Source organism: Enterobacter sp. MG-EB028 (assembly GCF_056673305.1).
On record NZ_CP195079.1, the window covers coordinates 4,223,410 to 4,240,035 of the forward strand.

Annotated in this window: 15 protein-coding genes and 2 tRNA genes; 1 reads left to right on the top strand and 16 read right to left on the bottom strand. The window is 47.9% G+C overall.

Annotated elements, in window-relative coordinates; translation table 11 throughout:
• Window positions 1–24: 24 nt before the first annotated feature.
• The 3 genes from nusA to ACR42C_RS20025 all read right to left on the bottom strand — a co-directional run bounded on the left by nusA (window position 25) and on the right by ACR42C_RS20025 (window position 2,292).
• Window positions 25–1,527: a transcription termination factor NusA gene (nusA, locus tag ACR42C_RS20015; RefSeq protein WP_014885374.1), complete on the bottom strand. Its 1,503-nt coding sequence runs from the start codon at window positions 1,525–1,527 to the stop codon at window positions 25–27.
• A gap of 28 nt (window positions 1,528–1,555) precedes the next feature.
• Window positions 1,556–2,008, bottom strand: coding sequence for a ribosome maturation factor RimP (gene rimP / locus ACR42C_RS20020; RefSeq protein ID WP_479984494.1), 453 nt, complete (start codon window positions 2,006–2,008; stop codon window positions 1,556–1,558).
• A gap of 207 nt (window positions 2,009–2,215) precedes the next feature.
• Window positions 2,216–2,292: transfer RNA gene (locus tag ACR42C_RS20025), tRNA-Met, on the bottom strand.
• A gap of 287 nt (window positions 2,293–2,579) precedes the next feature.
• Here ACR42C_RS20025 and argG point away from each other — a divergent pair.
• The gene (gene argG / locus ACR42C_RS20030) at window positions 2,580–3,926 is read left to right on the top strand and encodes an argininosuccinate synthase (protein ID WP_023294661.1); all 1,347 of its coding nucleotides are present in this window, start codon (window positions 2,580–2,582) and stop codon (window positions 3,924–3,926) included.
• A 179-nt stretch (window positions 3,927–4,105) separates the two neighbouring features.
• Here argG and ACR42C_RS20035 read toward each other — a convergent pair.
• From ACR42C_RS20035 to ACR42C_RS20095, 13 genes are all read right to left on the bottom strand, one after another.
• Window positions 4,106–4,192: transfer RNA gene (locus ACR42C_RS20035), tRNA-Leu, on the bottom strand.
• A gap of 9 nt (window positions 4,193–4,201) precedes the next feature.
• Complete coding sequence (gene secG, locus ACR42C_RS20040) at window positions 4,202–4,534, bottom strand: preprotein translocase subunit SecG (protein ID WP_021242256.1); 333 nt, start codon at window positions 4,532–4,534, stop codon at window positions 4,202–4,204.
• A gap of 207 nt (window positions 4,535–4,741) precedes the next feature.
• On the bottom strand, window positions 4,742–6,037 hold the full coding sequence (locus ACR42C_RS20045; protein ID WP_479984495.1) for a M23 family metallopeptidase: 1,296 nt from the start codon (window positions 6,035–6,037) through the stop codon (window positions 4,742–4,744).
• Window positions 6,037–6,873, bottom strand: coding sequence for a prepilin peptidase (locus tag ACR42C_RS20050; RefSeq protein WP_316379861.1), 837 nt, complete (start codon window positions 6,871–6,873; stop codon window positions 6,037–6,039). The genes ACR42C_RS20045 and ACR42C_RS20050 overlap by 1 nt, the downstream gene beginning before the upstream one ends.
• Window positions 6,874–7,025: 152 nt before the next feature.
• Window positions 7,026–8,054: a type II secretion system F family protein gene (locus ACR42C_RS20055; RefSeq protein WP_316379860.1), complete on the bottom strand. Its 1,029-nt coding sequence runs from the start codon at window positions 8,052–8,054 to the stop codon at window positions 7,026–7,028.
• Window positions 8,038–9,576 (bottom strand): ATPase, T2SS/T4P/T4SS family, encoded by a 1,539-nt coding sequence (locus ACR42C_RS20060; RefSeq protein WP_316379859.1) that lies wholly within the window; start codon window positions 9,574–9,576, stop codon window positions 8,038–8,040. Before ACR42C_RS20060 ends, ACR42C_RS20055 begins: the two co-directional genes overlap by 17 nt.
• On the bottom strand, window positions 9,573–10,301 hold the full coding sequence (locus ACR42C_RS20065) for a hypothetical protein (protein ID WP_316379858.1): 729 nt from the start codon (window positions 10,299–10,301) through the stop codon (window positions 9,573–9,575). The genes ACR42C_RS20060 and ACR42C_RS20065 overlap by 4 nt, the downstream gene beginning before the upstream one ends.
• Window positions 10,289–11,203, bottom strand: a complete 915-nt coding sequence (locus ACR42C_RS20070) for a hypothetical protein (protein WP_316379857.1) — start codon at window positions 11,201–11,203, stop codon at window positions 10,289–10,291. Before ACR42C_RS20070 ends, ACR42C_RS20065 begins: the two co-directional genes overlap by 13 nt.
• Before the next feature lie 3 nt (window positions 11,204–11,206).
• Window positions 11,207–11,749: a pilus assembly protein gene (locus tag ACR42C_RS20075; protein ID WP_316379856.1), complete on the bottom strand. Its 543-nt coding sequence runs from the start codon at window positions 11,747–11,749 to the stop codon at window positions 11,207–11,209.
• An 11-nt stretch (window positions 11,750–11,760) separates the two neighbouring features.
• Entirely contained in the window at window positions 11,761–13,218 is a 1,458-nt protein-coding gene (locus ACR42C_RS20080) for a type II and III secretion system protein (protein WP_479984496.1), read from the bottom strand.
• 13 nt (window positions 13,219–13,231) lie between these two features.
• A complete protein-coding gene (locus tag ACR42C_RS20085) occupies window positions 13,232–13,708 on the bottom strand; it encodes a TcpQ domain-containing protein (protein ID WP_479984497.1) in 477 nt (158 codons plus the stop codon).
• Window positions 13,709–13,735: 27 nt separating this feature from the next.
• On the bottom strand, window positions 13,736–15,703 hold the full coding sequence (locus tag ACR42C_RS20090; protein WP_479984498.1) for a type II secretion system protein: 1,968 nt from the start codon (window positions 15,701–15,703) through the stop codon (window positions 13,736–13,738).
• An 80-nt stretch (window positions 15,704–15,783) separates the two neighbouring features.
• Window positions 15,784–16,497: a type IV pilus major pilin gene (locus ACR42C_RS20095; RefSeq protein ID WP_316379852.1), complete on the bottom strand. Its 714-nt coding sequence runs from the start codon at window positions 16,495–16,497 to the stop codon at window positions 15,784–15,786.
• Window positions 16,498–16,626: the final 129 nt, after the last annotated feature.

Consider the following 16,626-nt stretch of genomic DNA (forward strand, 5'->3'; position numbering starts at 1 on the left):
GCTGTTCCTTCCTGCTACAGTTTATTACGCTTCGTCGCCGAACCAGCAAATATTACGTGCGGCCATGATGAGTTCGCCGGCTTTCTCGTCGGTTAAACCTTCGATATCGGCCAGGTCATCAACGCCTTGCTCAGCGAGATCTTCCAGCGTACAAACACCACGGGCAGCCAGCTTGAACGCAATCGCACGATCAAGACCTTCCAGATTCAGCAGGTCATCAGCCGGCTTCTTATCGCCAAGGCTTTCTTCCTGAGCCAGTGCCAGGGTGGTCAGTGCGTTTTTAGCGCGTTCACGCAGGGCTTCAACGGTTGGTTCATCCAGACCGTCAATTTCCAGCAGCTCTTTCATTGGCACATAGGCCAGTTCTTCCAGCGTAGAGAAACCTTCTTCTACCAGAACAGTGGCGAAGTCTTCGTCAATGTCGAGGTATTTGGTGAAGGTATCGATCGCCGCATGGGCTTCAGCCTGATGCTTAGCCTGCAGGTCATCAACGGTCATGACGTTGAGTTCCCAGCCGCTCAGCTGTGACGCCAGACGTACGTTCTGACCGTTACGGCCAATCGCCTGCGCCAGGTTGCCCGCTTCAACAGCGATATCCATGGTGTGTTTGTCTTCGTCAACAACGATAGACGCCACATCGGCCGGAGCCATTGCGTTGATCACAAACTGCGCCGGGTTGTCGTCCCACAGAACGATATCAATACGCTCGCCGCCCAGTTCAGTAGAAACCGCCTGAACGCGCGCACCGCGCATGCCGACGCAAGCCCCGACCGGATCGATACGCTTGTCGTTGGTTTTCACCGCAATTTTCGCACGGGAGCCCGGATCGCGAGCTGCTGCTTTGATCTCAATGACTTCTTCGCCGATTTCCGGCACTTCGATGCGGAACAGTTCAACCAGCATTTCTGGTTTAGAACGGGTCACGAACAGCTGCGCACCACGCGCTTCAGGGCGCACGGCGTACAGAACACCACGAATACGGTCGCCCGGGCGGAAGTTTTCACGCGGCAGCATATCTTCACGCAGGATCACGGCTTCAGCGTTACCTGGCATCCCTTCGGATTTAATTTCCAGAGAGATGTTGTCGCGGTTCACTTTCTTCACCACGCCGGTGATGATTTCGCCTTCCTGATCGCGGAACTGATCGACAACCAGCGCGCGCTCGGCTTCGCGCACTTTCTGCACGATAACCTGCTTAGCGGTCTGGGTGGTGATACGGTCGAAGGTGACAGATTCAATCTGATCTTCAACGTAGTCACCCACGTTCAGACTTTCGTCTTCAAAACGTGCGGCTTCCAGGGTGATCTCTTTGGTCGGCTGGGTCACTTCTTCTACGATTACCCAACGACGGAATGTATCGAAGTCACCGCTTTTACGATCGATTTCTACGCGAACATCGATCTCTTGTTCGTATTTTTTCTTGGTTGCTGTAGCCAGTGCACTTTCCAGCGCTTCGAAAATTTTCTCGCGCGGCAGTGATTTCTCGTTGGAGACGGCTTCAACAACAGCCAAAATTTCTTTGTTCATCGCGGGCTTTTCACCTCAATCCAGACTGTTAAAAGTGGGGAACCAGGTTCGCCTTCTGGATATTACTCAGCGCGAACACTTCATCTTTGCCTTCGACTGTCACCGTGATCATTTCACCATCAACGGCTTTGATAATTCCCAGCCATTTACGGCGGTTCTGTACGGCCATACGCAGAACGAGAGCCACTTCTTCACCGGTAAAGCGCACATAGTGCTCGGCCGTGAACATCGGGCGATCCAGGCCAGGTGAGGAAACTTCCAGGTTGTACGCAACGGTAATTGGGTCTTCAACATCAAGAACCGCACTCACCTGGTGGCTGACATCAGCACAATCATCAACATTGATGCCATCTTCACTATCAATATAGATGCGCAGCGTCGATGTACGGCCGCGAACGAATTCGATGCCGACCAGTTCGTAGCCCAGTGCTTCGACCGGTGCAGTAATCATCTCTGTTAATTTTTGCTCTAATGTGGACAAGCCCACCCCCAAGACATAAAAAAAGGGCGTAAAGCCCAGTTATTCTGTAGTCAGATAACAAAAAACCCCGATAAATCGGGGCTTTAGATAACTGAACCCTATAGCCACAACTGTGGCCTGGAGCACTCTCCGAAAGAATTTTTTCAAATCCAGCTACGAAGGCTCTAAGTCTTCACAGTATATTTGAAAAAGAACTTTATGGGAAAGTGGTTGCGGGGGCCGGATTTGAACCGACGACCTTCGGGTTATGAGCCCGACGAGCTACCAGGCTGCTCCACCCCGCGCCTGAAACGTGGCAAATTCTACGCGTTTTGGACAGAATTTGCAAATAATGCTGGGATTTGGTACCGAAGACGGGACGTAAAATCGGCGTTTAGTATATTGATAGTTGACCCCACCTGTCAAGGCGACTTCCGCCAGACAGAACAGACCAAAATTTTTACAAAAAACGCACGAGTCTCTTCCGGTATTCGATAAAAGATGATTAAATGAATACTCACTTATTTTGCATAAAAATGCACAAGAGAGCGAAAGCGGTCTCTAATCAGTCAATCAAGCAGGGTTTTATTCTATGACGACGATTCTCAAGCATCTTCCGGTAGGACAACGTATTGGCATCGCTTTCTCAGGCGGCCTGGATACCAGCGCTGCACTGCTGTGGATGCGCCAGAAGGGAGCGGTTCCGTATGCATATACTGCGAACCTGGGTCAGCCGGATGAGGACGACTATGATGCTATTCCTCGTCGCGCTAAAGAGTATGGTGCAGAAAACGCACGACTGATTGACTGCCGTAAGCAACTGGTTGCAGAAGGTATCGCGGCTATTCAGTGCGGTGCGTTCCATAACACTACCGGCGGCCTGACCTATTTTAACACCACCCCGCTGGGCCGTGCCGTCACTGGCACCATGCTGGTTGCCGCCATGAAAGAAGATGGCGTGAACATCTGGGGTGACGGCAGCACCTATAAAGGTAACGATATCGAACGTTTCTATCGTTATGGCCTGCTGACCAACGCAGAGCTGCAGATCTACAAGCCGTGGCTGGACACCGACTTCATCGACGAGCTGGGCGGCCGTCATGAGATGTCCGAGTTTATGATTGCTTGCGGTTTTGACTATAAGATGTCCGTCGAGAAAGCCTACTCCACCGACTCCAACATGCTGGGTGCGACGCACGAAGCGAAAGACCTTGAGTTCCTGAATTCCAGCGTGAAGATCGTTAACCCGATCATGGGCGTGAAGTTCTGGGACGAGAACGTGAAGATCCCGGCAGAAGAAGTGACCGTACGTTTCGAACGCGGCCATCCGGTTGCGCTGAACGGCAAGACCTTCTCTGACGATGTGGAACTGATGCTGGAAGCAAACCGCATCGGCGGTCGTCACGGTCTGGGCATGAGCGATCAGATTGAAAACCGTATCATCGAAGCGAAAAGCCGCGGCATCTATGAGGCTCCGGGGATGGCGCTGCTGCACATCGCGTACGAGCGTCTGCTGACCGGCATTCACAACGAAGACACCATTGAGCAGTATCACTCGCATGGTCGTCAGCTGGGCAAACTGCTGTATCAGGGTCGCTGGTTCGATCCACAGGCGCTGATGCTGCGTGATGCGCTGCAGCGTTGGGTAGCGAGCGCGATCACCGGTGAAGTGACGCTGGAACTGCGTCGCGGTAACGACTACTCCATCCTGAACACCGTGTCGGACAACCTGACCTATAAAGCAGAGCGTCTGACCATGGAGAAAGGTGAGTCTGTGTTTTCTCCGGACGACCGTATTGGTCAGTTGACCATGCGTAACCTGGACATCACCGATACCCGGGAGAAGCTGTTCAACTACGTTGAGAATGGTCTGCTCTCCGCGAATTCCGGTAACGGTCTGCCGCAGGTTGAGAACCTTGAACATAGCGATAAGAAGTAATCGCTGATGTAACATGCAAAAGGCGCCCAATGGGCGCCTTTTTGTTTGGCTTTTGTAGGGCGGGTAAGCGCAGCGCCACACGCCATTTTGCCCGGTGGCGCTGCGCTTACCGGGCCTACGAACGGCAAACGCAACAGACGAAAAAAAAGACGTCTTTCGACGTCTTTTTTCTGGAATATTGGTACCGAGGATGGGACTCGAACCCACAAGCCCGTTAGGGCACTACCACCTCAAGGTAGCGTGTCTACCAATTCCACCACCTCGGTACGGAATACTTACTGCGGGATATCGCTGGTTGGCTTAGCCGGTGCAGCTGGCTGAGTCTGCTCAGTTTTCGCTGGCGCGCTCAGATTTTCCCACTCACTTCCTTTACTGGTCTTGTTGCTGTTGATATTGCCCAGCACCAGACTGATGATGAAGAACAGCGTAGCCAGAATCGCCGTTGTGCGGGTCATGAAGTTCGCAGAACCACTTGAACCAAACAGCGTACCGGAAGCGCCTGCTCCGAAGGAGGCTCCCATATCAGCGCCTTTACCTTGCTGCAGCATAATCAGCGCTACGAGAGCGATGGCTACAATAAGGAAAACAACTAAAAGAGCTTCGTACATAATCAACCTGTTCCTTGCGGATTTGCCGCATACCAATGCTTCGACCAATTAGCAGGATTTTTGTTTCCCACTGAAGCGGGTGTGAATACTAACCAAAGCGAATGGCCTTCGCAAGGGCATTTTCGTTCCATTTTATCAAGTGAGGAAAAAACCATCAAAGTGATTTTTAAACGACCATAAAACAACGCTCTAAACCGGGAAACCTTATTATTTTGCTTTGGAATTGGCTTGGTCGATCTTTTTCAGCTTGTACTTTCCAAATTTTTTCACGATTCGCCAGTCACCGTCATCTGTTTCAATGATCTCCTGGGGCGAATACATGGTCATTTTTCGCCCGGTTCGTACCCCAATTTGCACAGAATCCCCTTCCCCCGCGATCACCGCAATTTTCGGGGTCATATCGACAGGTTCGGGTGCCGGTACTGGCTCCGGTGCAGCACTCGTCTGCTCGATGGTCCGTTCACGTCTTTCACCAGCCGGTTCAAAAAGCAGCGTCATCGGGTCAAGCAATTTATCATCATGAATGATCTCAAGATGCAGGTGGGGCCCATCGGTGCGCCCCGTGTTACCCGACAACGCAATCACATCCCCTTTCTGAACATACTGATTTTTTATCATCAGCAGCTTATTAAGGTGCAAATATCGGCTGCTCCAGCCGTCGGGATGACGGATCGTCATATACAGACCGGTGACAGGCCCATATCCTGTTTCCACAATCATGCCGTCTGCAATAGACATGACTTCACTATTCAAAGCTGCACGAAGATCGACACCCTCATGACGCATAAACGTATGCACGATTGGGTGATAACGCATACCAAAAGGTGAGGTTACCACTGGCTCAGAGCGTAAGGGGAAGACGAACTGTTGCCCCCTCGCCTTTTGACTTAATAACGGTTTCCAGACCGGCGCAGGTGCGCTACTGGTTGGGATCGTGGAATTCATTACCGAAAACACGCTACTTACTGCCGCTCCCCCATCCACAGGAAGAATATCCTCGTCAGAGGAATCATCTGGCGCGACCTCAAGCGAGCCAGGTTCATCCGTTTTCACGATCAGTGAAGCAGGATCAAATGGCACAACGATAGGCTCGTCTTCTGGCTCCTCGGGTGGGGGAGCAATACTTTTTTTACAATTGATTTCCCCAAAATAATTTAGTTCGGTTACGTGATTCCACCGTCCCAGCAAAGAGCGAATATAGCGCTGTGAAAAACAGTATTCAGGGCCATCGGCTTTCGGATGACGATGAAATATATGCTGTGCTGGCGGCAGATACGGTGCCAGCCAGGCGACGGTATCTGATACGGTGAGATAATGAATACGCTCTGGATCGTCATCACACGTTGTTCGCACGGACGATTCATTCACCCGAAAATCGGGCGAATGCGTTTTTGCGTTAAGTAACTGCGACAAGCCTTGATACGTCGTGTAATAGCACTCCGGTCCAATCGTCGAAGCGGGATGCAGGGTTAACAGCACACCGGATAACAGCAGATAAGACATTATGTTAGCACCTCCATGTGCATAATGATGACAGCGGTAATAGCAATTGCGGGGCCGAAGGGAATATATCCCCCCGTGTTCTTTTTATTTTGTGAGCAGGTGTTTGAAATCCAGCGCACTAAAAAGAACACGGCACCCAGCGACGCCGACCCCAGCATTAATTGACCAACATTATCGCTGCCAATCCACGCGGCGCAGGCCGCAAAGAGTTTAACGTCACCATTTCCAAATCCTTCCCGGCCGGTTACCCACGTAAATCCTTTTGCCATTACCCAGCTAAACGCCCAAATAAACGCAGCGCCAATAACGCTATCACGAGGGGAGACAGGAATAATGTTTCTGACAGATGCGATCAACCCAGCCCAGAGCAAAAAATATACGAGGCTATCTGGCAGGAGAAAGGTCTTCAGATCAATCATCGCCAGGGTGTAAAGCAGGCTTAAAAATAATGCCACAAACACAATTTGGATCAGGCTATGCTGAGGGTAATAGCAGAAAACCAGTAAGAAATAGCCGATCCCTATCAACGCTTCGCTTAAGGGATATTGAAACGGAATTGTGCTTTTACAGCAGCGGCATTTACCACGCAAGAACACCCAGCTTAAAACCGGAATATTATCCCACGGCTTAATGGGTGTCTGACAAAGAGGGCAGTGCGATGGCGGCCACCAAAGATTGACATTGGGCAATGTTTTCAACGTCTCGTCGTCAGCCGTCTCCCGGAAAAGCATGATTGGCAGACGGTAAATCACCACGTTAAGAAAACTACCAATCAACAACCCTAATACTAACGCCAGCCATGGGTAGTAAGGGGCAAAAAACGCTTCCAGGCGCATTTAAACATCCTTATTAATAGCAACCAATGCATATTTTACGACGAGAACCGGGCATACATCGTAGAGATGTATTTTCCACGATGTACTCCAATGAGATCAACGATGCTAAATGGATATTTTTCACTGTAATACCATTTGACATCGCGTTTTGATTAACCGCCAGCAGTTTGAGAGAGCGTATCCATCAATGCGAACAATGATACAAATACCCATACTACGCATCCACCCAGTATTACCGTTGCCAGGTTTTTTAATAAACCGGCCAGTTTTTTGATGTACTCCTGTATATGGTCGCGGGAACGATCGGACACCGAGCGTAATACCTCATTAAACGAGGGCAGTTCAGCATACAGACTGATGTTCAGCAATTCCTCTTTACCGAGTAGACCTGTCGATAGCGCCTTACTGTAGTGGATCCCTTGCGCCATTTTGTCATTCATCACATCAATATGCCAACGTAACCAACGGTTGGCGTTCAGCCGTACAATATGTAAAGAGTCAGTAAGAGGAATGTTGTTACTAAGCATCAACGCAAGGTTATTCAGAAACACGGATGACGCAAGTTGTCTATAAGTGGAAAATGGCAAAATTTTGTCAAATATTTTATTGCGCACGTTACCGCTCAAGTTTGCCATGGCAAATTTTGCAACGAAGACAAAAATGACAAAACCCAACAGAATCTTCAGCCATAACCCTTGATAGAGGGCAGTACCAAAATTATATAAATTCTGGGTTACGCCAGGCCATTTTTCCACAGGGACTACCGAGGCGAAAGCCGGGAAGACCTTTTGCGAATAACCTGCAATAACGATCAGTGACAGGCTTATCATTATGAGCGGGAAAATCAGCGCACCAACAATTTTTTTTCGCAGTTCGTCATTATATTTAATGACCGCTACCAGCGTCAAAAAACCATCGGCGAGGCTTCCGCTTTTTTCTGCCGCCGTAATCACGCTGAGCTCTGAGTTAGGTACGACATCAGAGAACACAGCAGACACTGAAACCTCCTGCTTCATTTGCAGGATAACCTCGCCCAGTTTATCACTGAATCCTTTCCCCAGAAGCGTACGCCCTTCTGTTTGCAGCTTTTGCAATGAATCGAATAGCGGCAACCCTGCGCTAATCATATCGGCGCAAAACTGGTAAAGGTATAAACGCTGTTTTTTACCGAATTTTTTCAACGATCATCTCCAGATCTTCTTCAGTCATTTCGCCAAACTCCATGGCAAACCATGCGGCATCAATGCGCCCTTTCAGCACATGTGACATCACTTTTTCACGGATTTCGAAACCTTCTGTCAAACCAGGCGCTGTAGCACGTTTTTTACGCCACAGCGTATAAACGTTGAGCCATTCTTGCCTGGAGATAGCAGCCAGCTCGTCATAGGTTGGCAGGAAGTATTCCATTGCCAGCTGTCGTCCTTTGATACCGCTCTGACGACATTGCTCACAGCCGCCTTCACCAGCGGTGTAAAGAGTAAACTCACGACCGGAAATGGTTTTTGTACCCATAACGGTCTTACAGTTTTCACACAGCACCGGCACCAGCTTCTGACACTGCAGCCCCGCGACGAACCCCGGAGTTGAGAGTTTGTCACTGCCGATCCCCAGGGCCGACATACGCTGCAGCAGTGAAACAATATTACCGGCGTGCACGGTGGTGAAGCAGTAGTGACCACTCTCTACTGCCCCTGCCAGCGCGTTAGCGGAAATGTTGTCTCGAATTTCCCCTACCATGAGGACATCGGGATCGCGGCGCAGGGCCGACTTAATAGCGGCATGGAAACCACCGCCAGAAACATCCACCACGGAGCTCTGCTTCGCACCGTAAATCTGATACTCAACCGGGTCCTCCACCGTCAGAAAACAACCGCGATCTTCATAGCGGTTGATTTGCAGCCACTCCATCAGGTTTTTCAGAGTGGTAGATTTACCTGAACCCGTCGTACCCGCAATAACGTAAGCACCGTATGGGTTGCTGAGGATTTTTTTTAGATCCGCCACTTCCTCTTCAGAAATGCCGATTTTGTCCAGCGAGCCGATATTCCCCTTCTGCAAACCTGAGGGAATAATACGCAGAACCGCATGGTAACAATCCGCCGTTTCACCAAATATCGGGAAGTGAGCATAGCGGAAGCGATATGGCTTACCGGACAAGTTGTAAAGAATGTTGGCGTTTTGCGGGATAGCACGGTTCCACGTGGTATCACGTGTCGTCGCTTCTACGTTGTAAAGCACGAACACCAGCTCATCGCAGAGTTGGGACTTAAGCTGCATGAACGGCATTAAAACGCCGTTTACGCGAGCCTCAAAGAGTGCCAGCACATCGTTACGCGTAATGTGTAAATCACTTGCGCCCATGCTAACCACGCGCTGAAGAATCGCTGCCAGCCGCTTCTGTGTATCGGTAATATCGATGTTTTTATTCGCATCGCTGAGCAGCTTCAATGAGACGTGCTCAACGATACGGTAATAGTCTTCTTCAGCGACAAGCGCCAGGCCCACGACCTGACGTTTGTGCTGAGAAATCAGTCTCGACACCTGTATCTGATATTCAAATAAGCTGCCGATGCTGAGCGTACTCACCACGAGGTAATCGTTCTCCTCGACCGTAGCCGTGAAACCGATCCCTTCGAATTCCTGGTAAGTCCATTTTCCAGCGAGCAATTCGTCGGCTGATATACGCGTAAAATCCAATGTCACTGCACTGCTTCCTCTGCCATTACAACTGACTTCCTGTCTTTAGCGAGCTTAAACTTTCTGCCCCCCACATCGAACGTTTCGCCCGGGCGAACATAACGAAGCGTATCTCCGCTCTGCACCGCAACGCGATTTGTGCCACCGATATCGGCTTCCAGCACCACACGCGGCATGACAATCGCTGCAGCGACTGGCGCCTGCGGCTTGGATACCGCTGCCGGGGCTTCAACCCGCGGTGCAGCCTTCATCTTGTCTTCGCCACGGAGTTTACGAATCTGGCTGCGAAGTTTTTCAAGCTCCACCTCGTTAGCCAGTTTTCTGCGCTGCTGTTCAAAGGCGTAATCATCTTCAACAATTGACGCCAGCTGATCCTGGACTGACGCTGTATTGGCCGCGTCTTCCTGCTTAGCTTCTTCTGACTGCTTTTCTGTTGTTTGAGGCTTAATCTTGTTCTTTTTCTCACCAGCCGACTGGGCTGATACCAGGTTTGAAGCAGTCATCGCAGGCTTTTCAGCCGCCTTTTGCTGAGCAGCCTCAGCCGGAGCTGACACGAGTTTTGCCTTAGCATCGTGTAGCTCTTTTTTCATTGCCTCTGCGCCAGTTTTCACGAGAACGGGCTGCGTTTTATTTGCCGGAACCTGCGGTAAGTCAGTTGTCGGAGCGGCTTCTGCGCTCCCAACCAAAAACGTTAACGCACTGGCCATTACCATCGATTTTACTTTTTGCATACCAGTCCTCCTGAAACTTTCATTCCTTTGTCTTTCGTCTCTAATTTATTAACAATAAAAGCATCGCGATACGCTTGCTTATAAAGTAACAACTGCATGTTCGTCATATCGTCTGATGATAATGCACTCTCACCTGATTTTATTTCCAACTCCCATTTACCTACCTGCAACCCATAACTTTTTACTTTTCCAGAAAGCGTGGATTCAAGGTCACCAAGGCTGGAGCCGGGCATTTTTTTAATCACAATCTGGCCAAGGTTTTTACCATTTTTGCCCTGACCTTTAACCATCGAATTGAATGTCATAATATAGGAAACCACATCACTACATGCGTGTAATTCAAGTGGTTTTTTATTGTCATAAGCTTCCTGGTGCTTATTTTTATTCAGATGTGACTCTATCTTATCGTACTGGAAATCCATCTTATTTTTTGCGGATGAGTTCCCTTTCCCTTTTGCAATAACGGTAGGTTTATACCATTTACCCCAGAAAGGTTTTTCCGGCAACGCCCATAAAGCCCCTTTACTAAAAGCATAACTGAACTTGCAGGATTTGTTATCACAGTTAAACGCATATTTATCCTTCGGGATGATCTCAAGTGTCTTATCACTTCTTTTAATTTCATCAAGCAATAATACAGTCTCATCAATACCACCGCCGGCCAGAGAACTTGTGTAGAAACTCTTAACCTTTGCGATATCATCCCGCAGTTTTTGGGCAGCCTGCTGTTGGCGTGCAATCGCCTCTTCTTTCGCCTTCGCTTCTGGAAGCATGACGAAGTAATACCAGGCTCCCGCGCTACCGCCGATGATAAGAATAAGAATAATCAAAATCCCTATAATCAGCTTTAGCTTTGAAACCGTGCCGTTTTTATCTTTCCAGAAATACATTCCTTCCAGCATACGTTATCCCGTCACAAAAAAATGAAGCAACAATGCCAAAACAGCCAAAAACGCAACACCGCCCGAAAAAATAGAACCGATGATGATACGACGGCGTCGCTTCAGACGCGCCTGTCGAGCACAGCAGCGCTCGACAACGGCAGTAATCTGAGTCTCTTCCAGAGGCGTGACTTCCAGATGACTGTACTCATCGGTGTGCTTCATTAACTCATCAAAAAGCGCTTTGTTGATAAAGCAGTCCGTTCCGCTGACGATCCGACCGTCATTAATAATCAGAAAATATGTCGCCTGATTAGATTCATGAGAGAAATAAATCCCATCTCCATAGAGCTCTTTTACATAAAGTGCAAACGGCTCGTAGAGCGTGGAGATCTTTGTGCTGTAACCAATAGCCAACTCTCCAACAGAATCTTTATAAACCAGACGGCGATAGGCTTTCATCATCCCGCGGAATGAGGCCTGCTCCGCCGGTTGCAAGTGCTCCAGGCTTTGAGGCTCCCAGTAGAGTCCGGTTAATATGTTATTCTTGAATAAAATATCATTCATCGCGAAGCCACTTATTCACCACGTGAAGTAATTGGCTGACGATAATAGTCAACCCCGATTACCATCAGGACCGTTGCGACGCCGTCTGAGTGAGTGTCATTGGCCCCCAACACTTCATACTGGAGTCCATCTTTCGATGCCTTCGCTTCAAATTTACCTACAACCAGCAAATCTCCCGGCTTGATAATGGAAGAGTTAAACGACTCGGTAGTGCTGACGTTTGGCAGCTGTACGTCTTCATACTCGTCAATAGAGTTGAGGAAACGCTTGGTGAAACCGCTGACCACTTCGATACGGCCATCAGACAACACGCGCGGGGTGATGATAAAGCTGGTACCGGTGACAATTTCATCAGTATTAATTTCAACGTTAACTTCACCGGTATCATCTGTTGTACGCGTTCTTCCGGATACATAGTATTGAGACTGCGTCATGTTGACCGGAATCGCCATATTGTTGCGCGTGATGAATGAACCACTTTGCAGCGATTCACTACCCGTTAATTTATATAACGCATCCAGACCCGTACTGATATCAACATGGCTGTTCTTCCAGCCCGCGGTGATACCGCCGCCGAGGTTATTCAGGATACTGCTGCTGATATTGATGGTGTTATGTGCATCTGCAAAATTAAGATTTAAACCGCCGCCCAGATTCTTCTCTTTTGTTTTATCAAGTAAATAAATGCGATACGTGACAATAAACTGACGGCTGTTATCCGCTTTATATTTATCCAGCGCTTTGCTCAATGCCTCATGTTCAGATGGACGTGAATTCACCATCAGAATCGAAGAATCCTTAAACAGAGTGTAGTTACCGGACGTGACGTAGTTTTTCGCCATATCTTCCACATCATCCCAGAAAGAGGACTCAAACTTCGTCTCGGATTTTCCGGTCAGGCCGCCACCAGACGTCGCTTCGTTACCTGACAGATCCAGGTTCGTTTCCGTTTTGTTATTTTCGCCATAGAAGTCAAGACGCATAACATAGGTATCGAAGACGTTAATTTTAAGAATGTTGCTGGCGTCCAGCGCAGTGTTGACGTCATAAAGCGAACCGATATACTTCATGAAGTCTTCGAAGTTGCCGTCGAACTGCACGGAGCGCGGCGTGTCCCACGAGTCATCGGTGCTTGCTTTTTTCCCCCCCATCGCAGAGGCGTTAATACGGAAGCTAATCCCGGTTTGTGCCGAAACCACCTCCATCAGAGCCGACAGCGTGGTAGGTTCATAGGAGGTAATTTTCACATGTTTGCCCATTACCTTCTGCTGTTCAACGCTGTACTGTACTTTCTTGCCTAAATAGGCAGAGTCATACTTAATATAGGGCTTGGTTTTCGCGTCATCAATGGTGGTTGAATCGGAAGTATTTTCTGTAATTTTTTTTGGGATGTCGTATTTTTTTTCAATATCGCTTACGCATCCTTGCGCAAGGAAAGCCAGCAATAAGATACCTGTTTTCAGTTTCATGGGTTCCATCCACTTACATTTCATCAATAACGATAACGTGGTTTTTTTCGTATTTCTTAACGACTAAACCGTAATTTTCAGAGAAAAAGAGTTCACCTAACGACTGTAAAATGTCGTCATCACTTTTCCCACTCAAGGTAATAGTATTGTAAATCAGATAATCTTTTTTACTATTCCAGAACAGTTTGTAATGGTTGCCTTCAGACCACTGTTTTAATGCCTGGCTTAACAATATGTTTTCCGGCAGCACCAAAGAACGTGCCCCAGACGTTGCGGGTACCGCTGTCGCTACGGGCGCCATCGGGACATAAGCCGGCGATACACCATTTCCTTCAGCAAAAGGATTACGTGGTGTCGCAGCGCCCGCAGACGTCGTAGTATTCGCAGCCAGTGACACCTCTGAAGAGGTGTTCATTGATGCAGAGGTATTACTCACGCAGCACAGTAATATGCCTGCTACAATCCATTTGTTGCTGTTAATAATATTCATATTATTTATATTCCATTATATCAAAAGTTATTCATATTGCTGTGTTTCAATGAGATCCGCTGGAGTACCCGTTTGAGGAATAGTACTGCACCATTTTGTAATAATGTATGAGACATGTGATGGATTGAGAATGTTCATACCTTCCCCTGTACTAGCATGATACATTCCCATTGTGGCACTCACTATCCACACATACTTCGAATTCTGATAAATATAGTGATTACCGTTCGTTCTCGCGCGATTCACTCTATCTGTTGTACCATGCGATGTCGTATCCTGCTCTGCGAACTCAACCTGTACATTAATTCCTCCAAACATCCCTACAGGGTATTTATCCGACATACCTTCTCGAGTAAGATCAATATAATCAGCAGAACCACTCCCAACCAAGCCTTCAGGATAAGCTGATAAAGAAGAGATAGAAGCGACTAAACGAGGATAAAGTTGCCGCACATACTTATATTTCCTGACGTTACCGTCAGCATCAAGTACAGGTTTTCCATCACCATTTATAAGATTTAATTCTTGTTCTACGCTAGGGCATGCCTGGACAGAATAACGATAACCTCCACTATTAGTTTCAACCGGATCTGGAGATTTCGAATCTGTACCATAAGCAAAGTCATTGTATTTTACATAGGCTGGTTTTTTTTCATTATCAGGCAATTCAACACCATCAGGAGAATGGTCTAAATTTGTCCCCTCACCAAAGCTATTACCACTATATTCCACAACAGGTGGTGTGACTAACTCATAAGCATCATAAAGATTTGAAGGATAGGTCTCACTACTTAAAGGCATCGTTGAGTCTATACCTGCTCTATATGTATCTGCAGTTTGGTTTTCTAAAGCGAATTCTCCCAAACGGGTAACACCGTTAGGTTCGTTAATAGTTTTAGGAATCGGGTTATTATTTTCATCAAACACTAACCAACCGCTACCTGCTCTTTGGAAGATAGCTACTTTTGTTGCTGTATTTTCCATGACAAGATTTGCTTTCAGGGTGCCTGTCATATCGTTATTCCTGGTATTGTCAGGGTCTGTCATGGTCAGATCCAAAACGGTATCCTCGCCATGAGCGCCGGTTCCCGCATTATCGTCGTAGCACAGCTTCACGCCGCTATCGCCGCGGGCCCAACAGACCTTGCCACCGGCATTGCTGCTATTGCCCGAATTATCGTTAGTATCAATAGTAAAACGCACGCCAAACTCGTCTTTCTTGTACTGGTCCAGTGCATCAAGGTTGCTGGCCATGCTGCTCAGCTCAATCGGTGTTTTATTATCTTTTTTATTCAGAACCAGCTGCCAGTTCGATGAACTGTTTGTGCGGTGCACAACCATCGCATGCGATACCGTAAAACCGGCTTTTGAGAACGCCTCGGTAAAATGGGGCGCGAAATCGGCAAAATGATAATCGGTGTTTACTTCTTCTTTTTTGAACCGAACGATCGTATCAATGCGATTGATATCGAATTGACGATCAGAATCTTTATCCCCCCCCGCAAAACCCACGCGATCAATTACCGCAGTAGAGTTGGTTGCCACATTGCGCATAAAACAGGGCAGATACTCTTTTTCAAACGCAAAAGTTGATTTCAGCGATGATTTACAGTTGCTGCTTAAGAACAGATAGCGCTGCTGTTTGGTTTTATTATTGTCATCACCCCACAGATAATAGTTATCCTTGCTGCCCGTGTCGGTGGCATCAATTTCATTCGTAATGCGCGTATGATAAACCTCATACTCACTATTTTCATCGCTATAGAGTGGACTGTCAGTTTCGTTTTTCTTGCCAACCAGCGCAATGGTGTCATCATCAATAAATTCCAGTACCCCCTTCATTTCCTCAGCAAGGGCGTCGGCGACGTTCTGCTGAGCGATATTCTCGGCTTTTTTCCGCGCATAATGCGTGTACATCACCATAACGCCGCCAGCAATAGCCAGCACAATAATGATTTCCAGCAAACTGAAGCCTGAATCCTTTCTGATGCGCATCGTTCAAGTCCTGTTTAGGTAATTAACAAAGCCCCCCATCATCAGGGGGGCTCACTAAATAACAAGTATTAAGTACTTAATTATTTGCTACCGAAGATCACACCGTTAATTGCACCATCGCCATCACAAACGCCAGCAGCAGTGATGTCTGTAGCGGCAATTTCGCCAGAGGTCATAGTCTTCAGAATTGCGCCAGACTTAGCGACGCTCAGGTTACGACCTGAAACACTCGCAATAGTAGTACCCGCATTAGCACCAGATTTCAGCGCTTCAACGTAATCCCACTGGTTACCCATCTGAGAAATCAGGTTACGACACTCTTCAGTCTCCAGACCGTTTACAACCAGAACGAATGCTTTGTTCTGAGAACTGGTACCATCCAGTTGTGCATTGGTAATCTGGAATGCGTCGTTGGAAACGCCGTTGAAAGATTCGTCAGGAGAAATCTTACCCAGTTTAACCAGGGTAACAATTGGCGTATCCAGTGTAGACTTAGAGATATTAGATTTGGTCAGACCAACAATACCGCCTTTATCTTCAGGATAGCTGCCTTCATCCTTAAACGCTTCAGCCATAGAGGTACGAATGCTGTTCGCGTTGTTCTGAATATCAGACAGGTCCTGTGCGGTGAATGCACGCTGCGCCAGAATAACAACGCCTGCCGCAATAACACCGATAATACCCAGTACAATGATGATTTCCAGCAGGGTTACACCGCGCTGTTTACGCATCTCCTGTAATTTCGCAGCCTTGCGATTCAATTTTCCTTTCAGATTCCAAACCATGGTGTTCATTCTCTTTCCCTTTAAATTATTTTAATTCCCAAGACCGTTCCTGAGAACGCAGCGCATTATAGGAATGCACATCACGTTTTTATAGCCCCATATAGCCACTATAGGAATATATTTAGACCCAGAAACATA